The sequence below is a fragment of the Paenibacillus mendelii genome, assembly GCF_024498075.1.
Lineage (GTDB): Bacteria > Bacillota > Bacilli > Paenibacillales > Paenibacillaceae > Paenibacillus_Z > Paenibacillus_Z mendelii.
In genome coordinates, this window is record NZ_JANHOF010000017.1 from 22,532 (window position 1) to 45,705 (window position 23,174).

At 52.7% G+C, this 23,174-nt stretch carries 17 protein-coding genes; 15 read left to right on the forward strand and 2 right to left on the reverse strand.

The features are described from left to right. Positions 1-35 precede the first annotated feature (35 nt). The 10 genes from hutU (at position 36) to NNL21_RS30410 (ending at position 14,992) form a co-directional block, all read left to right on the forward strand. The gene (hutU, locus tag NNL21_RS30365; protein ID WP_204821984.1) at positions 36-1,703 is read left to right on the forward strand and encodes a urocanate hydratase; all 1,668 of its coding nucleotides are present in this window, start codon (positions 36-38) and stop codon (positions 1,701-1,703) included. Positions 1,704-1,743: 40 nt separating this feature from the next. After that, positions 1,744-2,718: an agmatinase family protein gene (locus NNL21_RS30370; protein WP_204821983.1), complete on the forward strand. Its 975-nt coding sequence runs from the start codon at positions 1,744-1,746 to the stop codon at positions 2,716-2,718. A 30-nt stretch (positions 2,719-2,748) separates the two neighbouring features. Continuing rightward, positions 2,749-4,074 carry an imidazolonepropionase gene (hutI, locus tag NNL21_RS30375; RefSeq protein ID WP_204821982.1) on the forward strand — a complete coding sequence of 442 codons (1,326 nt, stop codon included), beginning with the start codon at positions 2,749-2,751 and terminating at the stop codon, positions 4,072-4,074. A 535-nt stretch (positions 4,075-4,609) separates the two neighbouring features. Beyond that, a complete protein-coding gene (gene hisJ, locus NNL21_RS30380) occupies positions 4,610-5,500 on the forward strand; it encodes a histidinol-phosphatase HisJ (protein WP_204821981.1) in 891 nt (296 codons plus the stop codon). Positions 5,501-5,769: 269 nt separating this feature from the next. Continuing rightward, complete coding sequence (locus NNL21_RS30385; RefSeq protein ID WP_204821980.1) at positions 5,770-6,645, forward strand: radical SAM/SPASM domain-containing protein; 876 nt, start codon at positions 5,770-5,772, stop codon at positions 6,643-6,645. 813 nt (positions 6,646-7,458) lie between these two features. After that, a complete protein-coding gene (locus NNL21_RS30390; RefSeq protein WP_256555586.1) occupies positions 7,459-8,913 on the forward strand; it encodes a polysaccharide deacetylase family protein in 1,455 nt (484 codons plus the stop codon). Between the two features lie 22 nt (positions 8,914-8,935). Continuing rightward, complete coding sequence (locus NNL21_RS30395) at positions 8,936-10,249, forward strand: nucleotide sugar dehydrogenase (RefSeq protein WP_204821978.1); 1,314 nt, start codon at positions 8,936-8,938, stop codon at positions 10,247-10,249. Positions 10,250-10,271: 22 nt separating this feature from the next. Continuing rightward, positions 10,272-12,143, forward strand: coding sequence for a glycosyltransferase family 2 protein (locus NNL21_RS30400; protein WP_204821977.1), 1,872 nt, complete (start codon positions 10,272-10,274; stop codon positions 12,141-12,143). Between the two features lie 63 nt (positions 12,144-12,206). Next, a complete protein-coding gene (locus NNL21_RS30405; RefSeq protein ID WP_204821976.1) occupies positions 12,207-13,904 on the forward strand; it encodes a polysaccharide deacetylase family protein in 1,698 nt (565 codons plus the stop codon). A 26-nt stretch (positions 13,905-13,930) separates the two neighbouring features. Further along, positions 13,931-14,992 (forward strand): glycosyl hydrolase family 18 protein, encoded by a 1,062-nt coding sequence (locus NNL21_RS30410; RefSeq protein ID WP_256555587.1) that lies wholly within the window; start codon positions 13,931-13,933, stop codon positions 14,990-14,992. Between the two features lie 134 nt (positions 14,993-15,126). On the opposite strand, the gene NNL21_RS30415 is transcribed toward NNL21_RS30410, so the two are convergent. Beyond that, entirely contained in the window at positions 15,127-16,107 is a 981-nt protein-coding gene (locus tag NNL21_RS30415) for an ATP-grasp domain-containing protein (protein WP_204821975.1), read from the reverse strand. Positions 16,108-16,286: 179 nt separating this feature from the next. Further along, positions 16,287-16,454, reverse strand: a complete 168-nt coding sequence (locus tag NNL21_RS30420; RefSeq protein ID WP_204821974.1) for a hypothetical protein — start codon at positions 16,452-16,454, stop codon at positions 16,287-16,289. A gap of 289 nt (positions 16,455-16,743) precedes the next feature. Here NNL21_RS30420 and NNL21_RS30425 point away from each other — a divergent pair, with 289 nt between their 5' ends. The 5 genes from NNL21_RS30425 (at position 16,744) to speD (ending at position 23,157) form a co-directional block, all read left to right on the forward strand. Beyond that, on the forward strand, positions 16,744-18,099 hold the full coding sequence (locus NNL21_RS30425) for a dipeptidase (RefSeq protein WP_204821973.1): 1,356 nt from the start codon (positions 16,744-16,746) through the stop codon (positions 18,097-18,099). 413 nt (positions 18,100-18,512) lie between these two features. Next, complete coding sequence (locus NNL21_RS30430) at positions 18,513-20,783, forward strand: ATP-binding protein (protein ID WP_204821972.1); 2,271 nt, start codon at positions 18,513-18,515, stop codon at positions 20,781-20,783. 6 nt (positions 20,784-20,789) lie between these two features. Continuing rightward, a complete protein-coding gene (locus NNL21_RS30435) occupies positions 20,790-21,053 on the forward strand; it encodes a sensor histidine kinase (protein WP_373567613.1) in 264 nt (87 codons plus the stop codon). After that, positions 21,050-22,165, forward strand: coding sequence for a response regulator (locus NNL21_RS30440; RefSeq protein ID WP_204821970.1), 1,116 nt, complete (start codon positions 21,050-21,052; stop codon positions 22,163-22,165). Before NNL21_RS30435 ends, NNL21_RS30440 begins: the two co-directional genes overlap by 4 nt. Positions 22,166-22,329: 164 nt before the next feature. Then, on the forward strand, positions 22,330-23,157 hold the full coding sequence (speD, locus tag NNL21_RS30445) for an adenosylmethionine decarboxylase (protein ID WP_204821969.1): 828 nt from the start codon (positions 22,330-22,332) through the stop codon (positions 23,155-23,157). Positions 23,158-23,174: the final 17 nt, after the last annotated feature.

A 23,174-nucleotide genomic window follows, 5' to 3' on the forward strand; every position in this document is an offset into this window, starting at 1 on the left:
ACCGCATCTTATCTTCGTATGAAGGAGAAGATCATATGCACAACACAGATAAGGTTATACGGGCTCCGCGGGGCAATCAGCTGAATACGAAGGGATGGGTTCAGGAAGCCGTGCTGCGCATGCTGATGAATAACCTGGACCCTGAAGTGGCGGAGCACCCGCAGAAGCTGGTCGTGTATGGCGGAATCGGGAAGGCCGCCCGCAGCTGGGAGGCGTTCGAGCGCATCGTGGAATCCCTGAAGGAGCTCGAAGAGAATGAGACGCTGCTCGTGCAATCCGGCAAGCCCGTAGCGGTGTTCCGAACAACGAAGGATTCTCCGCGCGTCTTGCTGGCTAATTCGAACCTCGTCCCGGCTTGGGCGAATTGGGATACCTTTCATGAGCTGGATAGGAAGGGGCTTATGATGTACGGGCAGATGACTGCCGGAAGCTGGATCTATATCGGAAGCCAGGGCATTGTCCAAGGCACCTACGAGACGTTCGCGGAATGCGCACGCCAGCACTTTAATCAAACCCTCCAAGGAACGATTACCGTGACGGCCGGCTTGGGCGGAATGGGCGGCGCTCAGACGCTCGCCGTGACGATGAACGAAGGGGTCGTCATCGGCATCGATGTCGACAGAACGCGGATTGAGAAGCGGATCGAAACCCGCTATTGCGACCTGTTCGTCGAGTCGCTGGACGCTGCCATTGCGCTCGCGCAGGATGCCAAGGAGGCCGGAAAGGCTCTCTCCATCGGGCTGCTCGGCAATGCGGCGGAAGTGCTGCCGGCCATGCTGAGCCGCCATTTCATTCCGGATATCATTACGGATCAGACGTCTGCGCATGATCCGCTCAACGGCTATTTGCCAGCGGGGATGACGATTGAAGAAGGGAATCAGCTCCGTGCCGAGAACCCGGAGGAATATGTGAAGAAGTCCAAGGCCTCCATGGCTGTGCACGTCCGGGCTATTCTAGCTATGCGGGATAAAGGTGCGATTGCCTTTGATTATGGAAACAACATTCGCCAGGCAGCATACGACGAAGGCGTGAAGAATGCATTCGACTTTCCCGGCTTCGTGCCCGCGTATATCCGGCCGCAATTTTGCGAAGGCAAGGGGCCTTTCCGTTGGGTTGCCCTGTCCGGCGATCCTGAGGATATTCATAAGACAGATGAAGCGATTCTGCGTGAGTTTGCGCATAACGAGCATCTCTGCCAATGGATTCGTATGGCGCAGGATAAGATTGCGTTCCAAGGGCTCCCTGCCCGTATTTGTTGGCTTGGCTATGGCGAGCGCGCACGATTCGGCAGGATCATTAATGACATGGTCGCATCGGGTGAGCTGAGTGCGCCGGTCGTGATCGGCCGCGACCACCTGGATGCGGGCTCCGTTGCTTCACCGAACCGCGAGACGGAAGCGATGATGGACGGCAGCGACGCGGTAGCCGATTGGCCGCTCCTTAATGCGCTGGTGAATACCGCGGCCGGAGCCAGCTGGGTATCCATCCATCACGGAGGCGGCGTAGGGATGGGATATTCCATGCACGCAGGCATGGTGGTCGTGGCCGATGGGACGAAGGACGCGGAAGCGCGGCTCGAGCGGGTGTTGACTACCGATCCGGGAATAGGCGTTGTCCGGCATGCGGATGCGGGCTATGAATTAGCCGTTGATACTGCGAAGAAGAAGGGCATCCACATGCCGATGCTCGGGCAGCAGAGCTGAGCGTCGGCAGACATGTCGGTCAAGGAAGGAAGGGGACTAGATGAACAAGATAGAGCTGCTTCATCCGCCTGAGATCATGAGACGCTCGAATTGGAGAGACCGCTATGAAACGAAGGCAGCGCAGTGGTTAACGCCATGGGATGGCGAGGAACAACCCGAGGTTGGCTTCATCGGCATGCCGTTATCCAAAACCTCGATCAGCCATTCCGGCGCATCGATGACACCTAACGCGCTGCGCGAATTATTCGGGAATGTCACCACCTATAACATGGATCATGAAGTGGATTTGCAAGAGCTGCATGCCCGGGATCTGGGCGACATTCAGATGCATGTGACGGATTTATTGAAATGTCATTCCAACATTGAGGAAGGGATGAACCATATTTATGCGGCTCTGCCGGGCATATTCCCAATTATTATGGGTGGGGACCACTCGATTACGTGTCCGTCTGTCAAGGCGTTTAAGCGGCATATTGGCGGCAGCGTAGGTATGGTTCAAATCGATTCCCACATGGACGTCAGAAATTTGGAGGACGGCGGCCCCTCTAACGGAACCCCTATTCGCGGCTTGATCGAGTCGGGAACGGTTGAAGGCCGTCATATTGCCCAAATCGGACTTCACAGCTTTGCCAATTCGCGAGCTTATCATGAGTATGCCAGGTCCCAAGGAATTACCCAATTCACTTCCCGCCAGGTCTACCGGCTTGGCATCGAAGCGCTGGTCGACCAAGCCTTGGAAGTGGCGGGCAGGGATACGGATGCTATATATGTGACGGTAGATATGGATGTGCTGGATCAGGCCTTTGCACCGGGCGTCCCCGCCATGGTGCCCGCCGGGATGACTTCGTGGGAGCTGCTGGAAGCAGTGTTTCAGTTAGGCCGGCATCCCAAGGTTAAGGGATTCGATATCGTCTGCGTAGATCCGATGCAGGATCCGCGAAGAGCGACGGTCAGGATGACGCTGCACACCATATTGACGTTTCTGACCGGGTACATGAAACGCGCGGACTCCTGAAGCTTCACCCGGATGGAGCGATATGCCTTGATGGCCCATGGCAATCGGGAGCGGACTTCGAGTGAGGTGAGAAGAGTGGCTCAGCAAATTGACTTATTGATTCACAATATAGGAACACTCGTTACGATGAAGGGGAAATCCGGGCCGCGGCAAGGCCGCGAGATGTCCGAGGCAGCCTCCCTTCAGCAAGGTGCTGTAGCCATTCGTGGAGGGATCATCGCAGCTATCGGTACGGAAGCCGATGTCCGGGCTGAGATAGGCGGCGCCGCGATTGCGGCGGCATACGATGCGGAAGGGTTATTGGTAACCCCGGGGCTGGTTGACCCGCATACCCATCTCGTTCACGGCGGATCCCGGGAGAATGAGCTCTCGCTTAAGCTGCAAGGCGCCTCGTACTTGGACATATTGGCTCAAGGCGGCGGCATATTAAGCACGGTTCGCGCCACGAGGCGAGCTTCGGAGGAGGAGCTCTTCCATAAAGCGAAGCGAAGCCTCGACACGATGCTGCAGTTCGGGGTGACGACAGCGGAAGCCAAGAGCGGCTACGGTCTAACACTGGAGGATGAGATCAAGCAGCTCAGGGTCACGCAGAAATTGAACGAGGCACATCCTGTGCAGCTCGTGTCTACCTTTATGGGGGCTCACATGGTGCCTGAGGAATACAAAGGACGCGCGGACGAGTATGTGCAGCTGGTGATCCAGGTGATGCTGCCCGAAGTGAAACGCCAGGGGCTTGCTGAATTCTGCGATGTCTTCTGCGAGCAGGGCGTATTCACCGTCGACCAGTCGCAGCGCGTGCTGGAGGCAGCCAAGGCGCTCGGGTTTGCCGTCAAAATCCATGCCGATGAGATCGAGCCGATGGGCGGTGCGGAGCTTGCCGGGGAATTAGGATGCATCTCCGCGGAGCATCTGCTTGCCGCGTCCGATACAGGCTTAGAGGCGATGCAGCGTGCGGGAGTTATTGCCGTATGCTTGCCGGCCACCTCCTTCAATTTGCGATTAAAGCATCATGCCCATGCCCGAAGGATGATTGAGCTGGGGTTGGCCGTTGCCGTGTCGACCGATTATAACCCGGGGAGCTCGCCCACCGAGAATATTCAACTCGCGATGACCTTAGCCTGCTTGAATTTAGGCATGACGCCGGAAGAAGTCCTAACAGCCGTTACGATCAACGCGGCGCATGCCATAGGGCGGGGCGATCGCGTAGGAAGCCTGGAGATAGGCAAGCAAGCGGATATCGTCATATTTAATGCCCCTAACCTGGCGTACCTGCCGTATCATTTTGGAATCAATCATGTGCATACCGTCATCAAGCAAGGAAAAATCGTCGTTTCCCAAGGCAGGCTGCTGCAATAGAGCCGTATGCTGCTCTTGCATGAAACCGCTAGGGACTCCCAGTCATGTACCAAGCAAGGGCAAGGGATGCAGCTGTCTGCCTCCCTTACCCCGCTTGGTTCATTTCATCTCAAGCTCATGTCTACTGCATCTAAACGGATTAGAACCCAAGCGATTAGATCCGGAGCATACTGAAGAGCGCAGTAACCGGGGATTAGTGAAATTGCTGCAGCGGGTCAGGCCGTTTGCGGTAAGATCGGACAAGCATTGACGGGGTATACCATTGGATTACCAACCATAGTGGCCATTGGCCATGAGCTATTGTCATCGGAAGGTATTATCGATAAACTGAGGGCAGGCTGGGGCAATCAATCCTGTTACTTTGGCATAAAATGAGCTTGGCTAATTGGACGCAGTCAGAGCTGCTGGACTGGTGGATATGAACCGGACGCTCGAAATGAGTGTTTGAGCCAAGACGCATGTCTTGCACATGATCCGACGGAGAAAGGCCATCGCTGCCAAGCCTGCCCAGCGTGAAGGAGAGGAGTAAATAACGATGCTGAAGAGTCACCCTTATACAGTCCGTAGAGACGGACACACCCATACCGAGTATTGTTATCATGGTTCAGGGGAGAAGGCGGAACAGTACGTCGTGCAGGCGATTAAGAACGAATTTGAGATATACAGCTTGACCGAGCATACCCCCTTGCCGGAGCGGCTGTCCAGTCAAATTCCCAATGGGCCGGAGCTGATCAGAGAGCTGGCGATGCCCTTTCATGAGCTGCAGCACTATCTCGGGATGGCTGAGGGATTAAAAGAGAAGTATAGGGATCAAATCGAGCTGCTCGTCGGCTTAGAGGTGGATTACATACCGGGGATGGAATCCGATACCCGGCAGCTTCTGGACAGCTGCGGGAACAGGCTGGAGGATGGCGTATTGTCGGTTCATTTTCTCCCGGGGAAGAGCGGTTGGAGATGTGTGGACTATACGCCCGCCGACTTCAAGGACGGTCTAATCGATTATTACGGCAGCGTGGACAAGGTGTATCAAGCCTATTACGACGCGGTTGAACAAAGCATCGAGTCGGATCTAGGCCCTAATAAGCCGCGGAGGGTCGGGCACCTTACCTTGATTCATAAGTATCAAGACATTCATAAACCTACTGATCCGGATTGCTGCCGAGAGAACATCTACCGTATCCTGAGCAAGGTCAAAGCACATAACATGGAGCTGGACTTCAATGTGGCCGGATTATTCCAGCCTGCTTGCCGGGAAATTTATCCTCCGGAATGGATCATTCAAGAAGCACTCCGCTTAAACATTCCGATGATATATGGCTCGGACTCGCATCGGGTCGAGCATGTAGGCAGAGGGTATGACGTGTTTAAAGAGATCATGGGAACCGTATCCGGCGCAGACGGCAGTGACGAGCGAGTAGAGAAATGATTCCCCTAAATAGCCATGCAGGCCCCTTTACCTGTATGGCTATTTATTATTGTGTGATGCGTCTGCGTGCGCCTTTGTTTCCGGATGCCAGTCTTGTTGAATCATTCCGGGAATCTGAATCAATAGCGATCGGATGAATATTCGCCCGCACAGCGCTAATTTTGGACGGTGGAACTTCCGCGGGCTGTCAGGATCGGTTCATGCTTTTTCTATCTAATGATGATAGAATAGGGCTTGGAGATAACGTGAGGTACGGAGGGAACAACGTCTTGAAGACATTCAACAAGGTCTATATCGAAATTACCAGCGTGTGCAATCTGGCATGCAGCTTCTGCCCGCAGACGGCCCGGCAGTCCAAGTTCATCCAGCTGGATGCGTTTAATCACATATTGGATCAAATCAAACCGCATACGAACCATATTTACCTTCATGTGAAGGGGGAGCCGCTGCTCCATCCTCGGATTGATGAGCTGCTGGATGCGAGTCATGCCAAAGGGTTCAAGGTTAATATCACGACTAACGGGACGCTCATTCAGAAGAAAATGTCCAAGCTCATCGGAAAACCGGCGCTGCGTCAAATGAACTTCTCGCTCCATAGCTTCGATGGACATGAGGGCTCGGAGGACCGCGAAGGCTACCTTGCGAACATTCTTACCTTCGTCCGGGAAGCGGTCAAGCATAACGTGATCATCTCGTTTCGGCTGTGGAATTTAGATCAGGATAACGTGACGAACGCTCAGCGGAATCGGAATAGAGAAACGCTGGAGGTGCTGGAGAAGGAGTTTAACCTGGACTTCAAGATTGAAGAAAAGGTGGCGCCGGGCAGCGGAGTCAAAATTGCCGACCGCATCTACTTGAACCAGGATCATGAATTCCAATGGCCGAGCTTGGATGCGCCCGAGGATAATGGCAAGGGCTTCTGTCACGCGCTGCGGAGCCAAGCGGCGATATTGGTAGACGGCACGGTCGTGCCATGCTGCCTGGATGGCGAGGGCGTCATCAATTTAGGCAACGTGAATAATGCTCCCTTCTCCGAAATTGTGGAGAGTGAGAGAGCGAATAACCTGTTCTATGGATTTTCCAGAAGAGAAGCGGTCGAGGAATTATGCCGGAAGTGCGGGTACAGACAGCGTTTCGGCACATAACAAGCGGCAAGGCTGAGCAGAGAATCAACGGGAAACGGGCAATGAATAGATGTACGTGAAGACACGGCTCTCCGTGTCTTTTTTGTGTTCATGCGTCAAGAATCGGGATGTTGTTATTGCAGGATGCCGATATGTAGTCCGGAAGATGCGTGTGTCAATGAGACCGGGGCATACCCAAGATGAAGCGTTCGCCCTATTGTAGGGTGGACGCTTCTTCATCAAGTCCGGGAGAATGAAGAGATGGTCCAATATGCCCTGCAGACGGTAGAGAAGGCTTACTTCTTATTTGGAGAGAATATTACTTCCACGATGAGAGAGAGCACCTACGAATTATTGAATAGGTATGACAGGCAGCCTTCGTTCCAAGGAGAGAGGGAAGAATCAATATCAGTTTTACGCAGAGTGATGTTCAGTACGGACGGGAATATGCTCATATCTGTTGAAAGCCCGTACATAGGAAGCATCAGGACCATACGGTTCCTGGTGCTTTTTTTAGTATCGAGAGGTAACGAATGGAAATGCCGAAAAATGATATAAAAACAAATTACTCAGATGTATAATGATAATATCTCATTCATTATAGTTAGTAATTGGAAAATACAACAACAATAAATCATTCGCTGGATGTATTTATGCGGATGATTTGTTGTTCTTTATTATATGAATCGAAATTTTTCATGAAGCTGTTTCTGAAATTGTCCGATAGCTCTTTTCTATAGAAAATGTCGCAATTCCGCATATTTGGCAAACTGAGTCGGACGCTGACGTTCTGGTTAATGTTTACAAAGATAGATGGTCGAAAAGGAGAAAAACATGTCGAATTACAAGGGGATACATAGAAGCTCCATCTTGGTGGTTATCGTGCTGATCGCGGTATTTCTGCCGGGCTGCGGCCTGTTTGGAGACAGCCATAATTCGGCTGGGAACGGGGATAAGCAAACAGTGGAGGAGCAGCCGATCGTCCGCTTTGAAGGAGAGCCAAGCAAGGCGGTTTCGTCCGTCTTCACGACAAGCAGGGAATTGTCGCTTACGTTCAACGGTATGGGAGACGACAAAACGATGAAACAGCTCCTTGACGAGCTGGACCGCTATCAGATAAAGGCAACCTTCTTCCTGCCGGGAATGAGAGTGGCGGAAGAGCCGGAGATAGCCAAGGAGATTCTGTCCCGAGGCCACGAGATAGCCAATAACACGCTAAACCGGCTTGATATGACGAAATTGAGCTATGAAGAGATCTACAAAGAAATTCAAGTAAGCAATGAGATTATAGAGAAAGAGACGGGAATCAGGCCGCAATACATACGAACCAGGTCGGGTGATTATAACGAGAATGTTCGTCTGGCGGCGGCTCAAGCCGGCATGCAAGCGGTAGTATCGTACAGCTTGAATTTACAAGCATGGCATCTGGATAGCAAGGAGGACGTAGGCGAATATGTGAGAAGCTACGTAACCCGCGGCGGAATTATTGCCTTGAATACGGAAGGGAACTCCCAGGCGGTAGACACGATTCCGCTTATCGCCGAAGCTGCTGCTGATGTGAAATACAAGCTGGTACCCTTAAGCAAGCTGCTGGAGAAGGGCATGGAGAGAAAGCCGTTAGAATCGATTGCCGGCTATGATACCGCCAAGATTAATTTGAATTACAAGGATGCGAAGTATAAGGCAGTCGACCGGGGCAATCCCAACAGCAAAGAAATCGCGCTCACCTTCGATGACTGGGGCTATGATTTCACCGTCACGAAAATTCTCGATTTGCTGGACGTGTATAAGGTTAAATCGACGTTTTTCTTACGGGCGAACGGGGTGGAGAAGAATCCCAATCTGGCTAAAGCGATAGCTGAGGCTGGACATGATGTCGCCAATCATACCTACAGCCATCCGGTCATTACGAAATTGACGCCCGAGCAGCTGCAGGAGGAAGTCGTGAAGGCGCATCAGATTATCACGGAAGCCATCCAGCAGAAGCCTACGATGCTGTTTAGACCTCCCACGGGCGAAATTGATGATACAGCGGCGAAGGTTGTTGCTGCTACCGGCTACACGACAATCGCGCTGTACAATGTAACGGCGCTGGATTGGGATGTCAGCCATTCCGCAGATGATATTATACGGATCATCACGGAAAAAACAGAGAACGGAAGCGTGATTCTGCTGCACATGCTGGATCACATTCATACGTTGGAGGCACTGCCGACCGTCATCAAAGAGCTGCGGGCCAAGGGTTACACGTTCGTCACGATGTCGGACATGCTGGACATGAAGGAATAAATCTGCTGATGGAGTGTGACATATGGACGTATACCAACGAATAGTCAGCGGGCAGGGGCATATAGCGGTTATCGGCATGGGGTACGTTGGGCTGCCGGTCGCCTTAGCCTTCTCGAATAAGGTCAAGGTTATTGGATTTGATGTCAATCAGGAGAAGATCGATCGCTTGAATAGGGGAATCGACCCGACCGGTGATGTGGGAGACGAGCGTGTAGACGCGAGCTCCATCGACTTTACTTCCGATGAACGGCGGCTGGAAGAGGCGGATGTGTTCATCATCGCGGTCCCTACACCGGTTCAAGACGATAAGGTGCCGGATCTGCAATTTGTGAAGAGCGCCAGCAAGGCGGTAGGTAAGAGGCTGAAGCGTGGCGCGATCGTCGTCTATGAATCGACCGTATACCCAGGGGTCACCGAAGAAGTCTGCATGCCGATTCTGGAAGCAGAGTCGGGTCTGAAGTGCGGGACGGACTTTAAGATCGGCTACTCACCCGAACGCATCAACCCCGGAGATAAGGTTCACCGGCTGGAGAATATCGTGAAGATCGTATCCGGCATGGATGAAGAGACGCTGGGCGTCGTTGCGCAATTGTATGAGCTGGTTATCGAGGCCGGTGTCTGGCGAGCCGAGAGCATCAAGGTCGCTGAAGCCGCGAAGGTTATCGAGAATGCGCAGCGGGATATCAATATCGCGTTTATGAACGAGCTGTCCATCATCTTTAATAATATGGGAATCGATACGAAGGCGGTTCTGCAGGCGGCGGGGACCAAATGGAACTTCCTGAAATTCGCGCCCGGCCTAGTGGGCGGGCATTGTATCGGCATAGATCCGTATTATTTGACCTATAAAGCAGAAGGAACCGGGTATCATTCCAAAATCATTCTGGCGGGGCGCCACATTAACGATGGCATGGGAAAGTACGTCGCCCAGCAAATTATTAAGATGCTTGTCAAGCAAAAGAAGGATATCAGCCACATTAAAATTGGCGTTCTAGGTTTAACGTATAAAGAAAATTGCTCGGATATCCGCAATACGAAGGTGACCGATATCATCCAGGAATTCAGAGAATACGGCATTACGACGCTGGTAGCCGACCCGCTGGCTGACCGGGAGCAGGTCTACGAGGAGTATGGCATCGAGCTTTCCGATTTGTCCGCGCTCCATAATCTGAATGTGGTGCTTGTGGCCGTGCCGCATACCCGATTCACCCAGATGGGCGTTGCTGATTTCGATGAGCTGTATGCGGCGGACAACGGAAAGATCATGGCCGACATAAGAGCGATATACGATAGATCTGAATTTGAGAACAACGGTTACTATTACTGGAGTTTGTAATCTCAGATTGGAGACAGCATCTGTGTTTAAGAGAAAGAAGAATAAGCAAATCGTAGAGATACTGTCCGTTCCCAAGACGGACAGACGTACCCTATCTCATGTGCCGGATCCTGAGAAGATCCGCGTTACAAGCGATCGTAGAGGCAGTAAGCAGGCTGGTGCGGAGGGAAGAGAAGCGGAGTCAGACTTTGTCGCCAAGCTTCAGTTGCAGAGCTTGCGCTATATGGTGGATTTTGATGTATGGATTGCCGTGAATGGCCGGAGCAGAAAAAAGAGCGTGAAAGCACGGGCTGTCGATATATCGTCAACGGGATTACTGGTCGAGCTCGACGATCCGAGTGAGGGCCGCTTCAGGGAAGGCTTCCCGTACCCGATCCGATTCGAAATCCCGCCCGGTACGATGCCGGAAGGCTTCGAATCCAAGGTCAGCATGGAAGCTGCGGTCATCCGGACATTCATCGTCCAGACGGACGACGGCGAGCGGCTGAGAATTGCGTTTGAGTTCGCCAAGCCCCTGCCCAGCTACTTTCAGAAGAAGCGTTGGGGCTATTCAATCTACATGGCGAGCGGCTTCCTGTTTATAGCAGTTGCCATTATTATGCTTATGCGCGTGGAAAGCATTCTCTATTTCAAATACAACGCCCTCCTATACTTATACAGTATTATCGCCGCGGCTTTCCTGCTGACACGGTATTTATTCGGTGCCTTGTACCGGGAAGTGCCTGTTGACCCGCTATACACGCCAGGCGTCTCCATTATCATTCCTTGCTTCAATGAGGAGGAATGGATTCAGCGGACGATCTTGAGCTGCATCAATCAGGATTACCCGATCGATAAGCTGGAGGTCATCGTCGTCGACGACCGTTCCACGGACAAATCGGTGGAGCAAATCGAGAAGGTCATCGCCCTTGTGCATCAAGAGGCTGAGCGTTATTCCACCAAGGAACGGCTGAAGATGTTCGTGCTGCCGGAGAACGGCGGGAAGCGGGTGGCGTTGGTCAAAGGGGTGGAGATGGCAAGGCATAATTTGGTTGTCTTCGTGGACTCGGACAGCTTCCTGGAGCCGACTGCGATTAAAAACCTCGTTCAGCCCTTCCAGGATCCTAAGATGGGCGGCGTGGCAGGGCGGACGGATGTGGAGAACAAGTACACCAATTCCGTAACGAAGCTGCAGACGGTGCGGTATTATATTGCCTTCCGTATCATGAAGGCGGCGGAATCGTGGTTCGATAGCGTGACCTGCCTGTCGGGACCGTTGTCCTGCTACCGTAAGGAGCTGATCGTCAAGCATACCGATGCCTGGTTGAATCAGAAGTTTCTGGGACAGCCTGCGACCTTCGGCGACGATCGCAGCATGACGAATTTTATTTTGCAGACGCATCGTACAGGCTACCAGGATTCGGCGATCTGTTCCACCATCGTGCCCTCGAAGATGAAGGTATTCTTGAAGCAGCAGATGAGATGGAAGCGTTCCTGGCTAAGAGAGTCACTCCGGGCCGGCTTCTTCATTTGGCGCAAGGAGCCCTTCATGGCGCTATTCTTCTATATTGGCGTTATTGTCCCGATTGCTGCGCCAGTCATTGTGCTGCATAACCTGGTTTACGTGCCGCTGGTACACCGCATATTCCCAGGCACATTTCTCATGGGGCTGCTGCTGATGGCGCTGCTCATGAGCTTCGCTCACTTGCTGTTTCGCAAGAGCAAGCTGTGGATATTCGGCTTGGTGTTCTGCGTCTTCTACGAGCTGGTGCTGCTCTGGCAGATGCCGGTCGCCTGGGTGACGTTCTGGAAGTCTACCTGGGGAACGAGGGAAACGCCTCAGGATATCGAGGCTAAGAATAAGAAAGAAGCAAGGAAACGCAAGAGCAAGAAGGAATCAGGCCTTCCGCTATAAGGGCGGCTCGTCAAGGGTGCCTAAGCGGCTGCGGAAATTCGGGTAGGGTGAGGGATGTCTGACATGAATAAAGGGAAGGGCGGCGGGACCCTTAATTATCGTAGGAAGGACGCGGTCAAACGCGTTCGCACTATTGCGCAAATTGTGATTTTAGTGGTCTTAGCGACGCTGCTTGCTCGAGCCATGTTCGATATGAAGCACTATCAAGAGCCTGACAAGGCGCAATGGACGAATGGCAATGGGTTTATTGCGCTGACGTATTTTGGCGTGAGCCGGTCGGGTACGCCTGATTTGATCGCCAAGAAGCAGCTGGATCAGCAATTGAAGGCGCTCCGCGATCAAGGCTACGTGACCGTCTCGCAGCAGGATATTTTGGATTTCTATAACGAGGGCAAGCCGCTGCCAGATAAAGCGCTGTTTCTCGCTTTTGAGGATGGACGCAATGACTCCAGCCTATTCGCGCAGCCGATTCTCGAGAAGAATAATTTCAAGGCGACGATCCTGTCCTATGCGAACAAGGCCGGCAGCAAGGATTCCAAATTTCTGCAGCCCAAGGATATGTTGAAGATGACGAAGAACGGGTTCTGGGAGCTTGGGAGCAACGGCTACCGTCTGACCTACATCAATATCTTCAACAAGGACGGTTCTTTCGCCGGCATGCTGGACGAAGCGGAGTTTAAGGACAGAGAGAAGACGCTGTCGTATACCCATTACTTAATGGATTTTCTGAGGGATAAGAACAACGTGCCTGTCGAGCATCGCACAGAGATGGAAGCACGCGTGAATAAGGATTATGCGATGATGAAGGAGATCTATAACCGGACCTTGGGCTTTGTGCCGCAAACCTATATGATCATGCATGCCAATTCTCTTCATCATGGGATGAACCGGTTGGTGGAGGACGTGAACGCGAGCAATATTCAGGCGCTGTTCAAGCTCCACTTCAACCGGGAAGGGAACGCGTATAACGATAACAGCCAGAGCTTGTATGATCTGACAAGGGTGCAGGCGCAGCCTTATTGGTATACGAACCATCTGTTGATGAAACTGCAGAAGGATACCGGTCAGCCGATGAAATTCGTGACCGGTGATAAGAAGCGTGCGGAGAAGTGGCTAACGCTAAGCGGCGCGCCGCAATATATCGACAACCGGATCGTACTGACTTCTCCTCCTGCGGGGAGAGGAATGCTGGTACTGAAGAACAGCGATTCCTACACGGATATGAAGCTTACAGCCAAGCTGGCGGGCAATGTAGTCGGCAAGCAGTCGGTCTATCTCCGTTACGACAGACAGAGGAATGCCTACGTTAGGCTCACGCTCACGGATAACGAGCTGGTCGTCGAGCAGAAATCGCCAGACGGTCAGGCGGAACAGATTGCCTTCCGGGAATTTAGTGATATCGGGAAGAACGGTGCCGGCAGTTATCCCGTGAATATCAAACAAACCCGCGATATCGAGATGATGGTTCAGGGTGATCGTCTGACCGTGAAGGCTGACGGCTCCCTGCTCGTGGACAATCAGCCGGTTAACCGCGTAATAGCAAGCGGAGGAGTCGCACTGGAATCGGAATACAGCGATAAGAATCCGAAGGACGATATCTACGATGGCGTCTTCGACGATGTGAAGGTTGTATCCGCAGAGGGAGAGAGCGGCAGCGGGCCGCGCTTATACGATAACAGTCTGAACGGGTTTTCGTGGCTGTATAGTAAAGTTAAAGGCGGAATCAACGACTCCATTGACTGGGCGATTGATACATTCTAGACATGGAGCAAGGGGGAGCAAGGCGTATGTCAGGTTTAAAAAGGCCTGCGAAGGTCGCGGCTGCTGCTGTAATAATCTTCATTGTTACACTTGCTGCGTATCTGGTTATGGACAAAAAAAGCGGCAAAGAGCAAGGCAAACCAGCGGGTGAGGCAGAGCTGTCCGCTTGGATTGTAGATTGGCAGTGGGAATCCGGTATCGAGGATCTCGAAACATTAGCCGAAAGCTTATCCAGTCTGCAGGTGTTTGCGGCTTATTTTGACCATACGGACAGCTTGTATTTACGTGAGGACTTCCATCATATGCTCCCTCAGATCGTGAAGACGTACAATCAGAAGGGCGGCGGGGATCTCTACCTGACCCTAGTGAATGACCGGTTCGAAGAGGATGGCTCCTCCGTGCAGAAGGATACAGACCTGATTACCAGACTAATGACTTCTGAGGATAGCCGGGCCAAGCATCTGAATGAAATAATGGTATTGGTCGATCGATATGGTTTTGACGGAGTTGAGATCGACTATGAGAAGATCGGTGAGGACGATTGGAGTTCGATGGTTGCGTTCTACGGGGAATTGTATCAGCGGCTCCGGGAGAAGGGGAAGCTGCTCCGGGTCGTATTGGAATCCCGTGCTCCGATTGAGCGATTGTCGTTGCCTGAAGGGCCGGTTTATGTCATGATGGCTTACAATCTATATGGGTCGCACGGGGAGCCTGGGCCGAAGGCAGACCATGCTTTCATTACGGAGCTGGCGAAGAGGCTGGAGAAGATTCCGGGGGAGAAGGTGATCGCCTTGTCCGCAGGGGGATTTGATTGGCCGGAAGAAGGCAAGGTGACTTCCCTGACCGAGAAGCAGGCTTCAGAGCTGGCGCAGCGAAGCTCGGAGAAGCCGAAGCGAGATGAGGCAAGCGGAAGCCTCTACTATCGTTACTGGGATGAGGAGCAGCTCGAGCATACGGTCTGGTATGCCGATGAAATTACACTGGCGGGATGGATGGATACCGCGCGCCAAGCAGGCTACAACAAGATCGCGCTGTGGAGACTAGGCGATATGGGACCCGCTGCGCTGGAGTATCTAAGCACGAGATAATGACGAAAGCCCGAGCAGAGCCTGTGCTTGGGCTTTGTTCGTGCTGCATCCTCTCTCTCGTATTGTATGTATGTTCTCCGAAGAAGAGCTAGCGGGCAGGGTCCCAATATTGCCAGCTGCGGTGGCTTTCACGCTCAAGACAGCCCTGCCGCGGTGTTCTGGGCCAGTCTTGAACGGGCTTCATGAATGAGGAATCGGGCAAGCTGGCTGACGATTGGTATGTGTGCGTGCCGGTCGAACCCTTCGAACATAGGGCTTGGATTGCACTCGATCAGGATAACGGAGCCATCGCTCCTCTGTTTCAGATCAACGCCGCTAAATACTAAGCCGAGTGTCTTGCATGCCCGGATGCAGAGGTCCGAGAGTTCGTCCGTGATCGAGACCGGTGTAACCTTCGCGCTGCCTGTACGGTAATCGATACCTTCGCTTTCGATTTCGAAGGCAGCGATGACTTGGCTATCGAGCACGAATACACGAATATCCTGCCCCTCCACAAATTCTTGAAACAGTACAGGCGCTTGTGCCAAGGCTTCCAAACGCTCAGGCTGCAAATCCTGTTCGGTTAGTTGTTGGCAGTGGGCACCTCCTGCCACAGGTTTATACACAATGCTGCGCCTATTGGCAAATGCGCGTACATGTGCGCCATTGCCGGTTACGAGTGTATCCGGAACCGGAATGCTTGCTTGGCGGAGCATCTCGAGCTGGTAAGGCTTGGCGAAGTGGAGAAGCAGTGTATCGACGGGATTCACAAGCAGCTTGTCCTGCAGAGGCAGACACTTCAACCAGGACAGCCATGTGGCATAGCGCTCCCTCTGCGCAGCATAGGCGACATAGCCTTCTTCGCGTATTTGGGCTTCGACCGCGCGTGCATCGAATGCCGGTGTCGGGAGAAACAGCGCACGCAAATAAAACGCATGCATCTCCTCAAGCGAATGCTCCCGCTCATGCGTATGATAAGAGTTCTTACCTGGCCAGAGCGTCAATGGAAACGGCTGAAGCAGCGTATTGTCCATAATGAGCGGCTCCGCCCCTTGCTGCCGCAATTCATCCGCCAAATAGATACAGTGGCGTTCGTTCCTGGCGCCAATGATGCCAATCTTCGGATTGTTTGTCATGAAATCTCTCCCTCGCGGTCTGAGTAACCCGCGCACTTCACCAAACACGATCCCCCGATAAGCGAAGCGGTCTTTCAGCAGAGGCTGAAGCCCGTGCTTGCGCTGCTCGGAGGAAGTGTGGTTAGGCATGAATCGGGTTATGGATCGTGATCATAATACAATGGGGTTAGTAGGCCTTGCTAACAACCGCCTTCTTCGCCGATGGCCATCGTCGTATAGATGTCGCCGCCTTCTTCGCCAACAGCCATTGTCGTTACATCTAATCTACCTTTTTCTTCATTGGTGAACAGTGCCTGGTTCGTACGCCTCGTCTCCAGTTCGGTAATAAACAAAACTGTTTTCTTCACGTGATATCCCTCCTATAAAATTGAGAATAGATTCATGCCTACCTGTATGTTTAACCAATGAATCTGAATTTGCATCAATATTTTACATAAATGGTAAAATGGTCGTGTGCTGGTACTAGAGCATGTGCAAACTCTATCGGCAGACCTATTCGATGAACCCGTTCGGGAAGTAAAGGACCGAGGACACGGGGAAGAGGACGGCCATTAGTGGTATAATCGGATTAACTGGGCATTATTGCGGTAAGATATGGAATAAGCAGCACTTCACACAACTTTTAGGAGGATTCTCATGGCATATGAAGCTTATTTTAAAGAGCATCGCGAAGAACATCTGGACCAGCTGAAGGAATGGATCTCGATTCCCAGCATTTCCGCACAATCCGAGCATAAGGGGGATGTGAACCGGGCAGCTGGCTGGCTGGCCGATACACTGAAGAACGCTGGACTCGAGAACGTGGAAATACACGAGACCGCGGGGCATCCCGTCGTCTATGCCGATCATCTGCATGCGCCAGGCAAGCCGACCATCCTCGTTTACGGCCATTATGACGTACAGCCGGTCGATCCCCTGCATCTGTGGGAAACGCCGCCCTTCGAGCCGGATATACGCGACAATAAGCTGTATGCCCGGGGGGCCACGGACGATAAAGGACAGCTATTCCTGCACATCAAAGCGATAGAGGCCATTCTCCGGCAGGAGAAGTCTCTTCCGGTCAATATTAAAGTCTGCATTGAGGGGGAAGAGGAAATCTCGAGCGCGAATCTTCATCCTTTCCTGGAGGCCAATAAGGATAAGCTGGCGACCGACGCGGTGCTCATCTCCGACACCGAACTGCTCGGACCTGGCAGACCTGCGATCTGCACCGGTCTTCGAGGACTATGCTCACTCGATGTTAACGTGCGTACGGCCAACACGGATCTCCACTCCGGTACCTACGGGGGAGGCGTTCCGAATGCCCTTCATTCACTCGTCACCCTGCTGGCTTCGCTGCATGACGAGCAGGGCCGGGTAAGCGTGGACGGTTTCTATGACGATGCTCCGGCGCTATCGGATGAGATGCGGGCCGAGCTTGCGAAGAAAGGCTTCGACGAGGAGCAGCTGAAGGCAAGGCTCGACCTGGATGCGCTATTCGGCGAGGAAGGCTATTCGTATGTGGAACGCACCGGAGCGCGGCCGACCTTGGAGATCAACGGCATGTACGGAGGCTTCCAGGGAGAAGGAACCAAGACCGTGATTCCGGGCGAAGCCCATGCCAAGATCACCTGTCGGCTGGTCGGCCGGCAGAAGCCGCAGGACATCCTCGACAAGATCGAGCGGCATATCCGGAGCCATACGCCGGCAGGGGCGAGAGTGACTGTCGTTCAAAGGGAAAAAGGCAACCCGTTTACCATCGAGCCTTCGATTCCATTGCTGCAGAAGGCGGCCGATGCTTACGAGCAGGTGTACGGTACACGTCCGGTGTTCACGAAGGATGGCGGCTCCATTCCGATCGTTGAGGCATTCGCCCGCGAGCTGTCCGCGCCGGTTGTGCTGATGGGCTTCGGTCTTCCCACCGAAAACCTTCATGCGCCGAACGAGCATTTCCATTTGGAAAATTTCGATAAGGGACTGCTCACCATCGTTGAATTTCTGAAGCGGATCTGATGCGAAAGGCACCGATGGCACGGCTGCTTCTACCAGATGACAGCAGCTGGCGTTCATAGAACACCTTGTGGTTATATAGCGGTTGAACAGGTGGAACTGTTCAGCCGCTTTTTCTATGGGTCTGCAGCGAAGCAAATTGCGGAAGGCAGCAGCCAACCGTCCTCACTGCGACTCCTCGAATGCTGTCGTATTTTAAAACAAAAATAAAGCGGAATCATGTTTCAGAAAACATTCAGGCGCTGCCTATAGACTAGTCCAAGAAGACTAAACACTTCTTGTGATTGTCATGAACGAAGCTGGTTATCGCCCCGTGAAGGGGATAGCTGCAAGTGCCTCGCTCTAAGGGTGATAGCTTGCAGAAGTCAGATTTCATATAATGAATATACCTGAATGGGAAAGCGGGACTGCGGTAATTGATAAATCGGCTTCGTCTAATGAACGGACGAATACTATATGGGCTTATGGTACCTGTACTGCTTATCGCACTGCTTATTCCCTTGGCGGGAATGAGCAGTTCTACCGGTAACTGCGTCAGCAGCAGTCCGGGTGTGATCGATCTGCGAGGCTGCCAGAATCGCGATCAAGGGGTATGGAAGCTTGACGGGCAGTGGGAATTTTATTGGCAAGAGCTGCTTGTACCCGGAGACTTTGAATCACCTGATGGGGGGAGCGCAAGCGCTATACGCTATATGGAGGTTCCCTCGCAGTGGCCGATGTTCGTGCAGAGGGAGGGAGTCGGGCGACTTGGCTACGCGACATACCGGGTGCGTCTGCTTCTGCCGGAGAAGCGGCATGACTACTCGTTGAAGGTTACGAATATCCGCAGCTCCAGCCGATTGTTCGTCGATGGGAAGCTGCTCGGCTCCAGCGGTTCGCCCGGTAATTCCGCTGCTTCCACGGAGGCGGGCAACAATCCCTATCAAGTATCGTTCTCCGGAGATGGCGGCGAGGCTGAGCTCGTGATCCAGACAGCTAACTACACCTATTGGAGCAGCGGCATCTCGGAATCGATCTATCTCGGTGACCCGGTGGACATTAACGGCTTAACGAAGCGAAACGAAACGTATGATATTGCCATTATGAGCAGCATGGCCATCATGGCTCTATATTTCTTGGGGCAAGGACTGCAGCGCAATCCAAACCGCGCATTCTTATATCTGGCGCTGCTCTGCGCGGCAGGGGCGGTTTATCTCGCTACGCACAGCGAGAAGCTGTTGTACGATTACATACCGAGCCTGTCCTATGAATGGTTTACGCGCATTCAAGGCGTTTCAACCGTGGCGGGTCAATTAGCGCTGGCAGGGTATACGTATCATTTGATGCCAACCCGTTATTCATCATTCGTCTTTCGGTATATGGCGTTCTTCGCGTGTTTGTTCTCGATTCTGTGTCTAGCCGTGGATGTGCGAACGTACTCGCTGCTTGTTCCGCTTACGCTTATTCACACGATCACCGTCAGCCTGTCAGGCTTGCTTGCTATGATTCGGACGATCATAGCCCGGATGCCGGGGTCGGCATACTTATTCCTCGCCATGCTGAGCTTGGTGGCATTCATCGTCGTGCTTACCGCTAATATGGGATGGGAGAAGCCGGTCTACGCCCATCCGCCTATAGCGTTTCCTGTATTCCTGCTCTGTCTGGGCCTATATTTATCCGCTCAAGCGAATCATGCCTACTGGACGATTCGCAAGCTGTCGGAGGAGTTGAATCAGAAGGATAAGGATAAGGATGAATTCCTCCATCGAACCTCCCATGAGCTCCGCACGCCGCTGCAGGCGATCGCGCATATCTCACGGGCGATGACCGATGGCTTCGGCGGACGGTTGAACGATAGGCACAAGGAGGATGCGGCATTAATTGAGCAAACCGCGAATCGCTTATCGATCCTTGTGAACGATATTGTGGATTACGAACGGATGAAGAGCGGGATCATCCATCTGGATTTGAAGACGATTCAGCTGGCTCGGTTCATCGACGTCGTACTTGAGGTTATTCAGCACTTGAACCTCAGCGGGCGCGTCCAGCTCTACAACGGGGTCGATCCGCATCTGCTTGCCACAGCCGACGAGAACAGATTGACTCAAATTATGTTCAGCTTGGTTGAGAACGCGTTGAAGCATACCGAGGAGGGCAGTGTGACGATATCCGCAGAAGAGATTAGCGGGCGGATATTCATAACGGTTGCCGATACGGGTGATGGAATCTCGGACGAGAAGATGAACATGCTCTTCCGGGATTATGAACAGCTCGCGCCTCATCAGAGGACCGGGACGAATGGTCTTGGATTGCCGTTTAGCAGGCTGCTGGTCCAATTGCATGGCGGCGAGCTCCGCGTTCAGTCCGAGCCTGGAAGCGGAAGCCGCTTTACGTTCTCGATCTCCGGATCCACGGCGAATGCAAGAAGCTTGGAATCGTCCGTGTATCCGCTGGGAAGCGCGAAGGAGATCGCGGTATCCATGGAGCAGGTTGATTTCCCTTCCGATGAGACCGGCGGTGCATGCCAGGATCATGCAGATGACTCTGCTCCAAGCGGGAGGTCCTATCGGATTCTGATCATTGACGATTACGTCAACGCCAGGGCTCTTATGAATGTGTTGGCCGTTGAGGGCTACGAAACGGTATGCGCCCGAAACGGCGAAGAGGCCATGGCTCTGCTTGGAGACGGAGGCACCTTTGATCTATGACTGCTAATCGTAAGGGCATCCGGTGAGGCGATCGAAATCGTCGTGAGCGATGACGGTGTCGGGATGTACAAGGAGCAGATTGACACATGGTCCAGAACCTTCGAAATCCCCGATCGAGGAGCGGGAAGCGGCATTGGTCTGAGTAATGTTAATCGGAGGCTTATCCGCCAATTCGGAGAAACCTTGCGAATAGCCGCACGTCCCGGAGGGGGAACGGTCGTAACCATGCCCATACCTATTCTGCATGAGGAGGATCACGGGCAACGATGAAGTGTAGGGCAATCGTCGTAGACGACGAACGTCCCGCCTTGGAGGAACTCATGGAGCTGCTGGACGCAGCAGAGCCAATTGGGCGTGTGGACGGATTCACACGAGCGCAGGAAGCGCTCGATTATATGGCTGAGACTGAAACCAATGTCGATATCGTCTTTCTGGATATTCAAATGCCAGGGGTGAACGGGCTGCAGATGGCAGAGAAGCTCACCCAGTTATCGCCGGATACCGACGTCGTGTTCGTGACGGCGTATGAACAATATGCGCTGACCGCATTCGAGCTAAGCGCCGTCGACTATCTGCTGAAGCCGGTTGATCCGCAACGTCTGAGCCGAACGCTGGAACGCATCCGGAAGCGAAGAAAGCTGCAGGTCACGGCTGTGGACTCTCCGGAGGTGCACCATGCCGAAATTCGCTGCTTGGGTCCTCTCCGGTTAACGGGACAATCGGGTAAAGTGAAATGGAAGACGGCAAAGGCGGCCGAGATGCTCGCTTATTTGTACCTCAACCGGGAAGTAAGCCCTGATCGGCTGGCGCATGATCTGTTTCCACACTTGGAGTACGAGAATGCCAGAACATATGTCCATACCTGCATCTATCAACTGCGCAAAAGTCTGGCCCAGGTATCGCTGTCCGAACGAATATCGGTTGTGCTGGATCATAAGATGTATTGTTTACGCTTGGATGGTGTCGCAAGCGACTTGCAGCGGTTCGAGTCGACAGGCGGCATGGCGGAGATAAGCAAGGAAGAAATACTCGAGGCGTTGGCACTCTATGAAGGGGAGCTGTTCGAAGGAATCGACTCACTCTGGGTTATGGCTCGAAGAGAAAGCGTCGGCAGACATTATATGCGCATGGCCGTTAAGCTTATGGACCTGTATGCCGCAGAGGGCAGCGCGGCAGAAGCGCTGGATCAGGCAAGGAGGCTGAATTTGCGGGATCCGCTCGATGAAGATATCGGTCTTCGGGTCATCGAATACTATGTATTACTCGGACAGAAGCAGCAAGCCAAAGATTTCTTCAAGCAGTTTCAGGATCATTACCGGCAAGAGCTGGACAGTGAGCTGTCGCCTTCCACCCTCGTCCGCTGCCACAAGCTGCTGGACTGACCGCCGGTTGCCCTTGCATATGAACAAGCATTGAACCGGTAACGTCCGCCAAGACGTTTACTGGTTTTCTTTCAAAGAATACAATGAACATCTTTAATCTGGGTAATATATGGAGAGTGAGCGGTAATTTGGTTTAGATTATAGCAGAAATGAGGGATCGAACGATGACATTGACGCCGGAGCAGCGGATTACGTTACATGGGTTCAATAACCTGACGAAATCATTAAGCTTCAATATGTATGATATTTGCTACACCAAGACAAAGGAAGAACGCGAGGCATATATTGCTTATATTGATGAACAATACAATTCGGACAGGCTGAAGCGGATTCTGCAGACTGTAACGAATATTATTGGTGCGCATGTGCTGAACATCGCTCAGCAGGATTATGTGCCGCAGGGTGCAAGCGTAACACTGCTTATCTCGGAGGGGCCGGTGGTCGAGGTTCCGACGGAATCCTACGACGAGTCTCCAGGGCCGCTGCCCGACTCGGTCGTTATGCAGCTGGACAAGAGTCATATCACCGTTCATACGTATCCGGAATATCACCCGGACGAGGGGATCAGCACCTTTCGGGCGGATATCGACGTCTCAACCTGCGGTGAAATTTCACCGCTGAAGGCGTTGAACTATTTGATTCATTCGTTCGATACCGATATCATGACGCTGGACTACCGCGTGCGGGGGTTCACGAGAGATATTCATGGCCATAAGCTGTTCATCGATCATGACATCAGCTCGATCCAGAATTATATTCCCGATGAAATCAAAACCCAGTACGACATGATCGACGTGAACGTCTACCAGGAGAATATCTTTCACACCAAGTGCAAGCTGCGTCAATTCGATCTCAACAACTATTTGTTCGGGTATACGAAGGACAAGCTGGAGCCGGGTGAGGAGCAGGAAATTACAGAGCAGCTGAAAACAGAGATGGATGAAATTTTCTACGGCAAAAATATAAACCGTACCTCGCTGCAGACGGAATAGCGGCGGAGTCTGCCGCC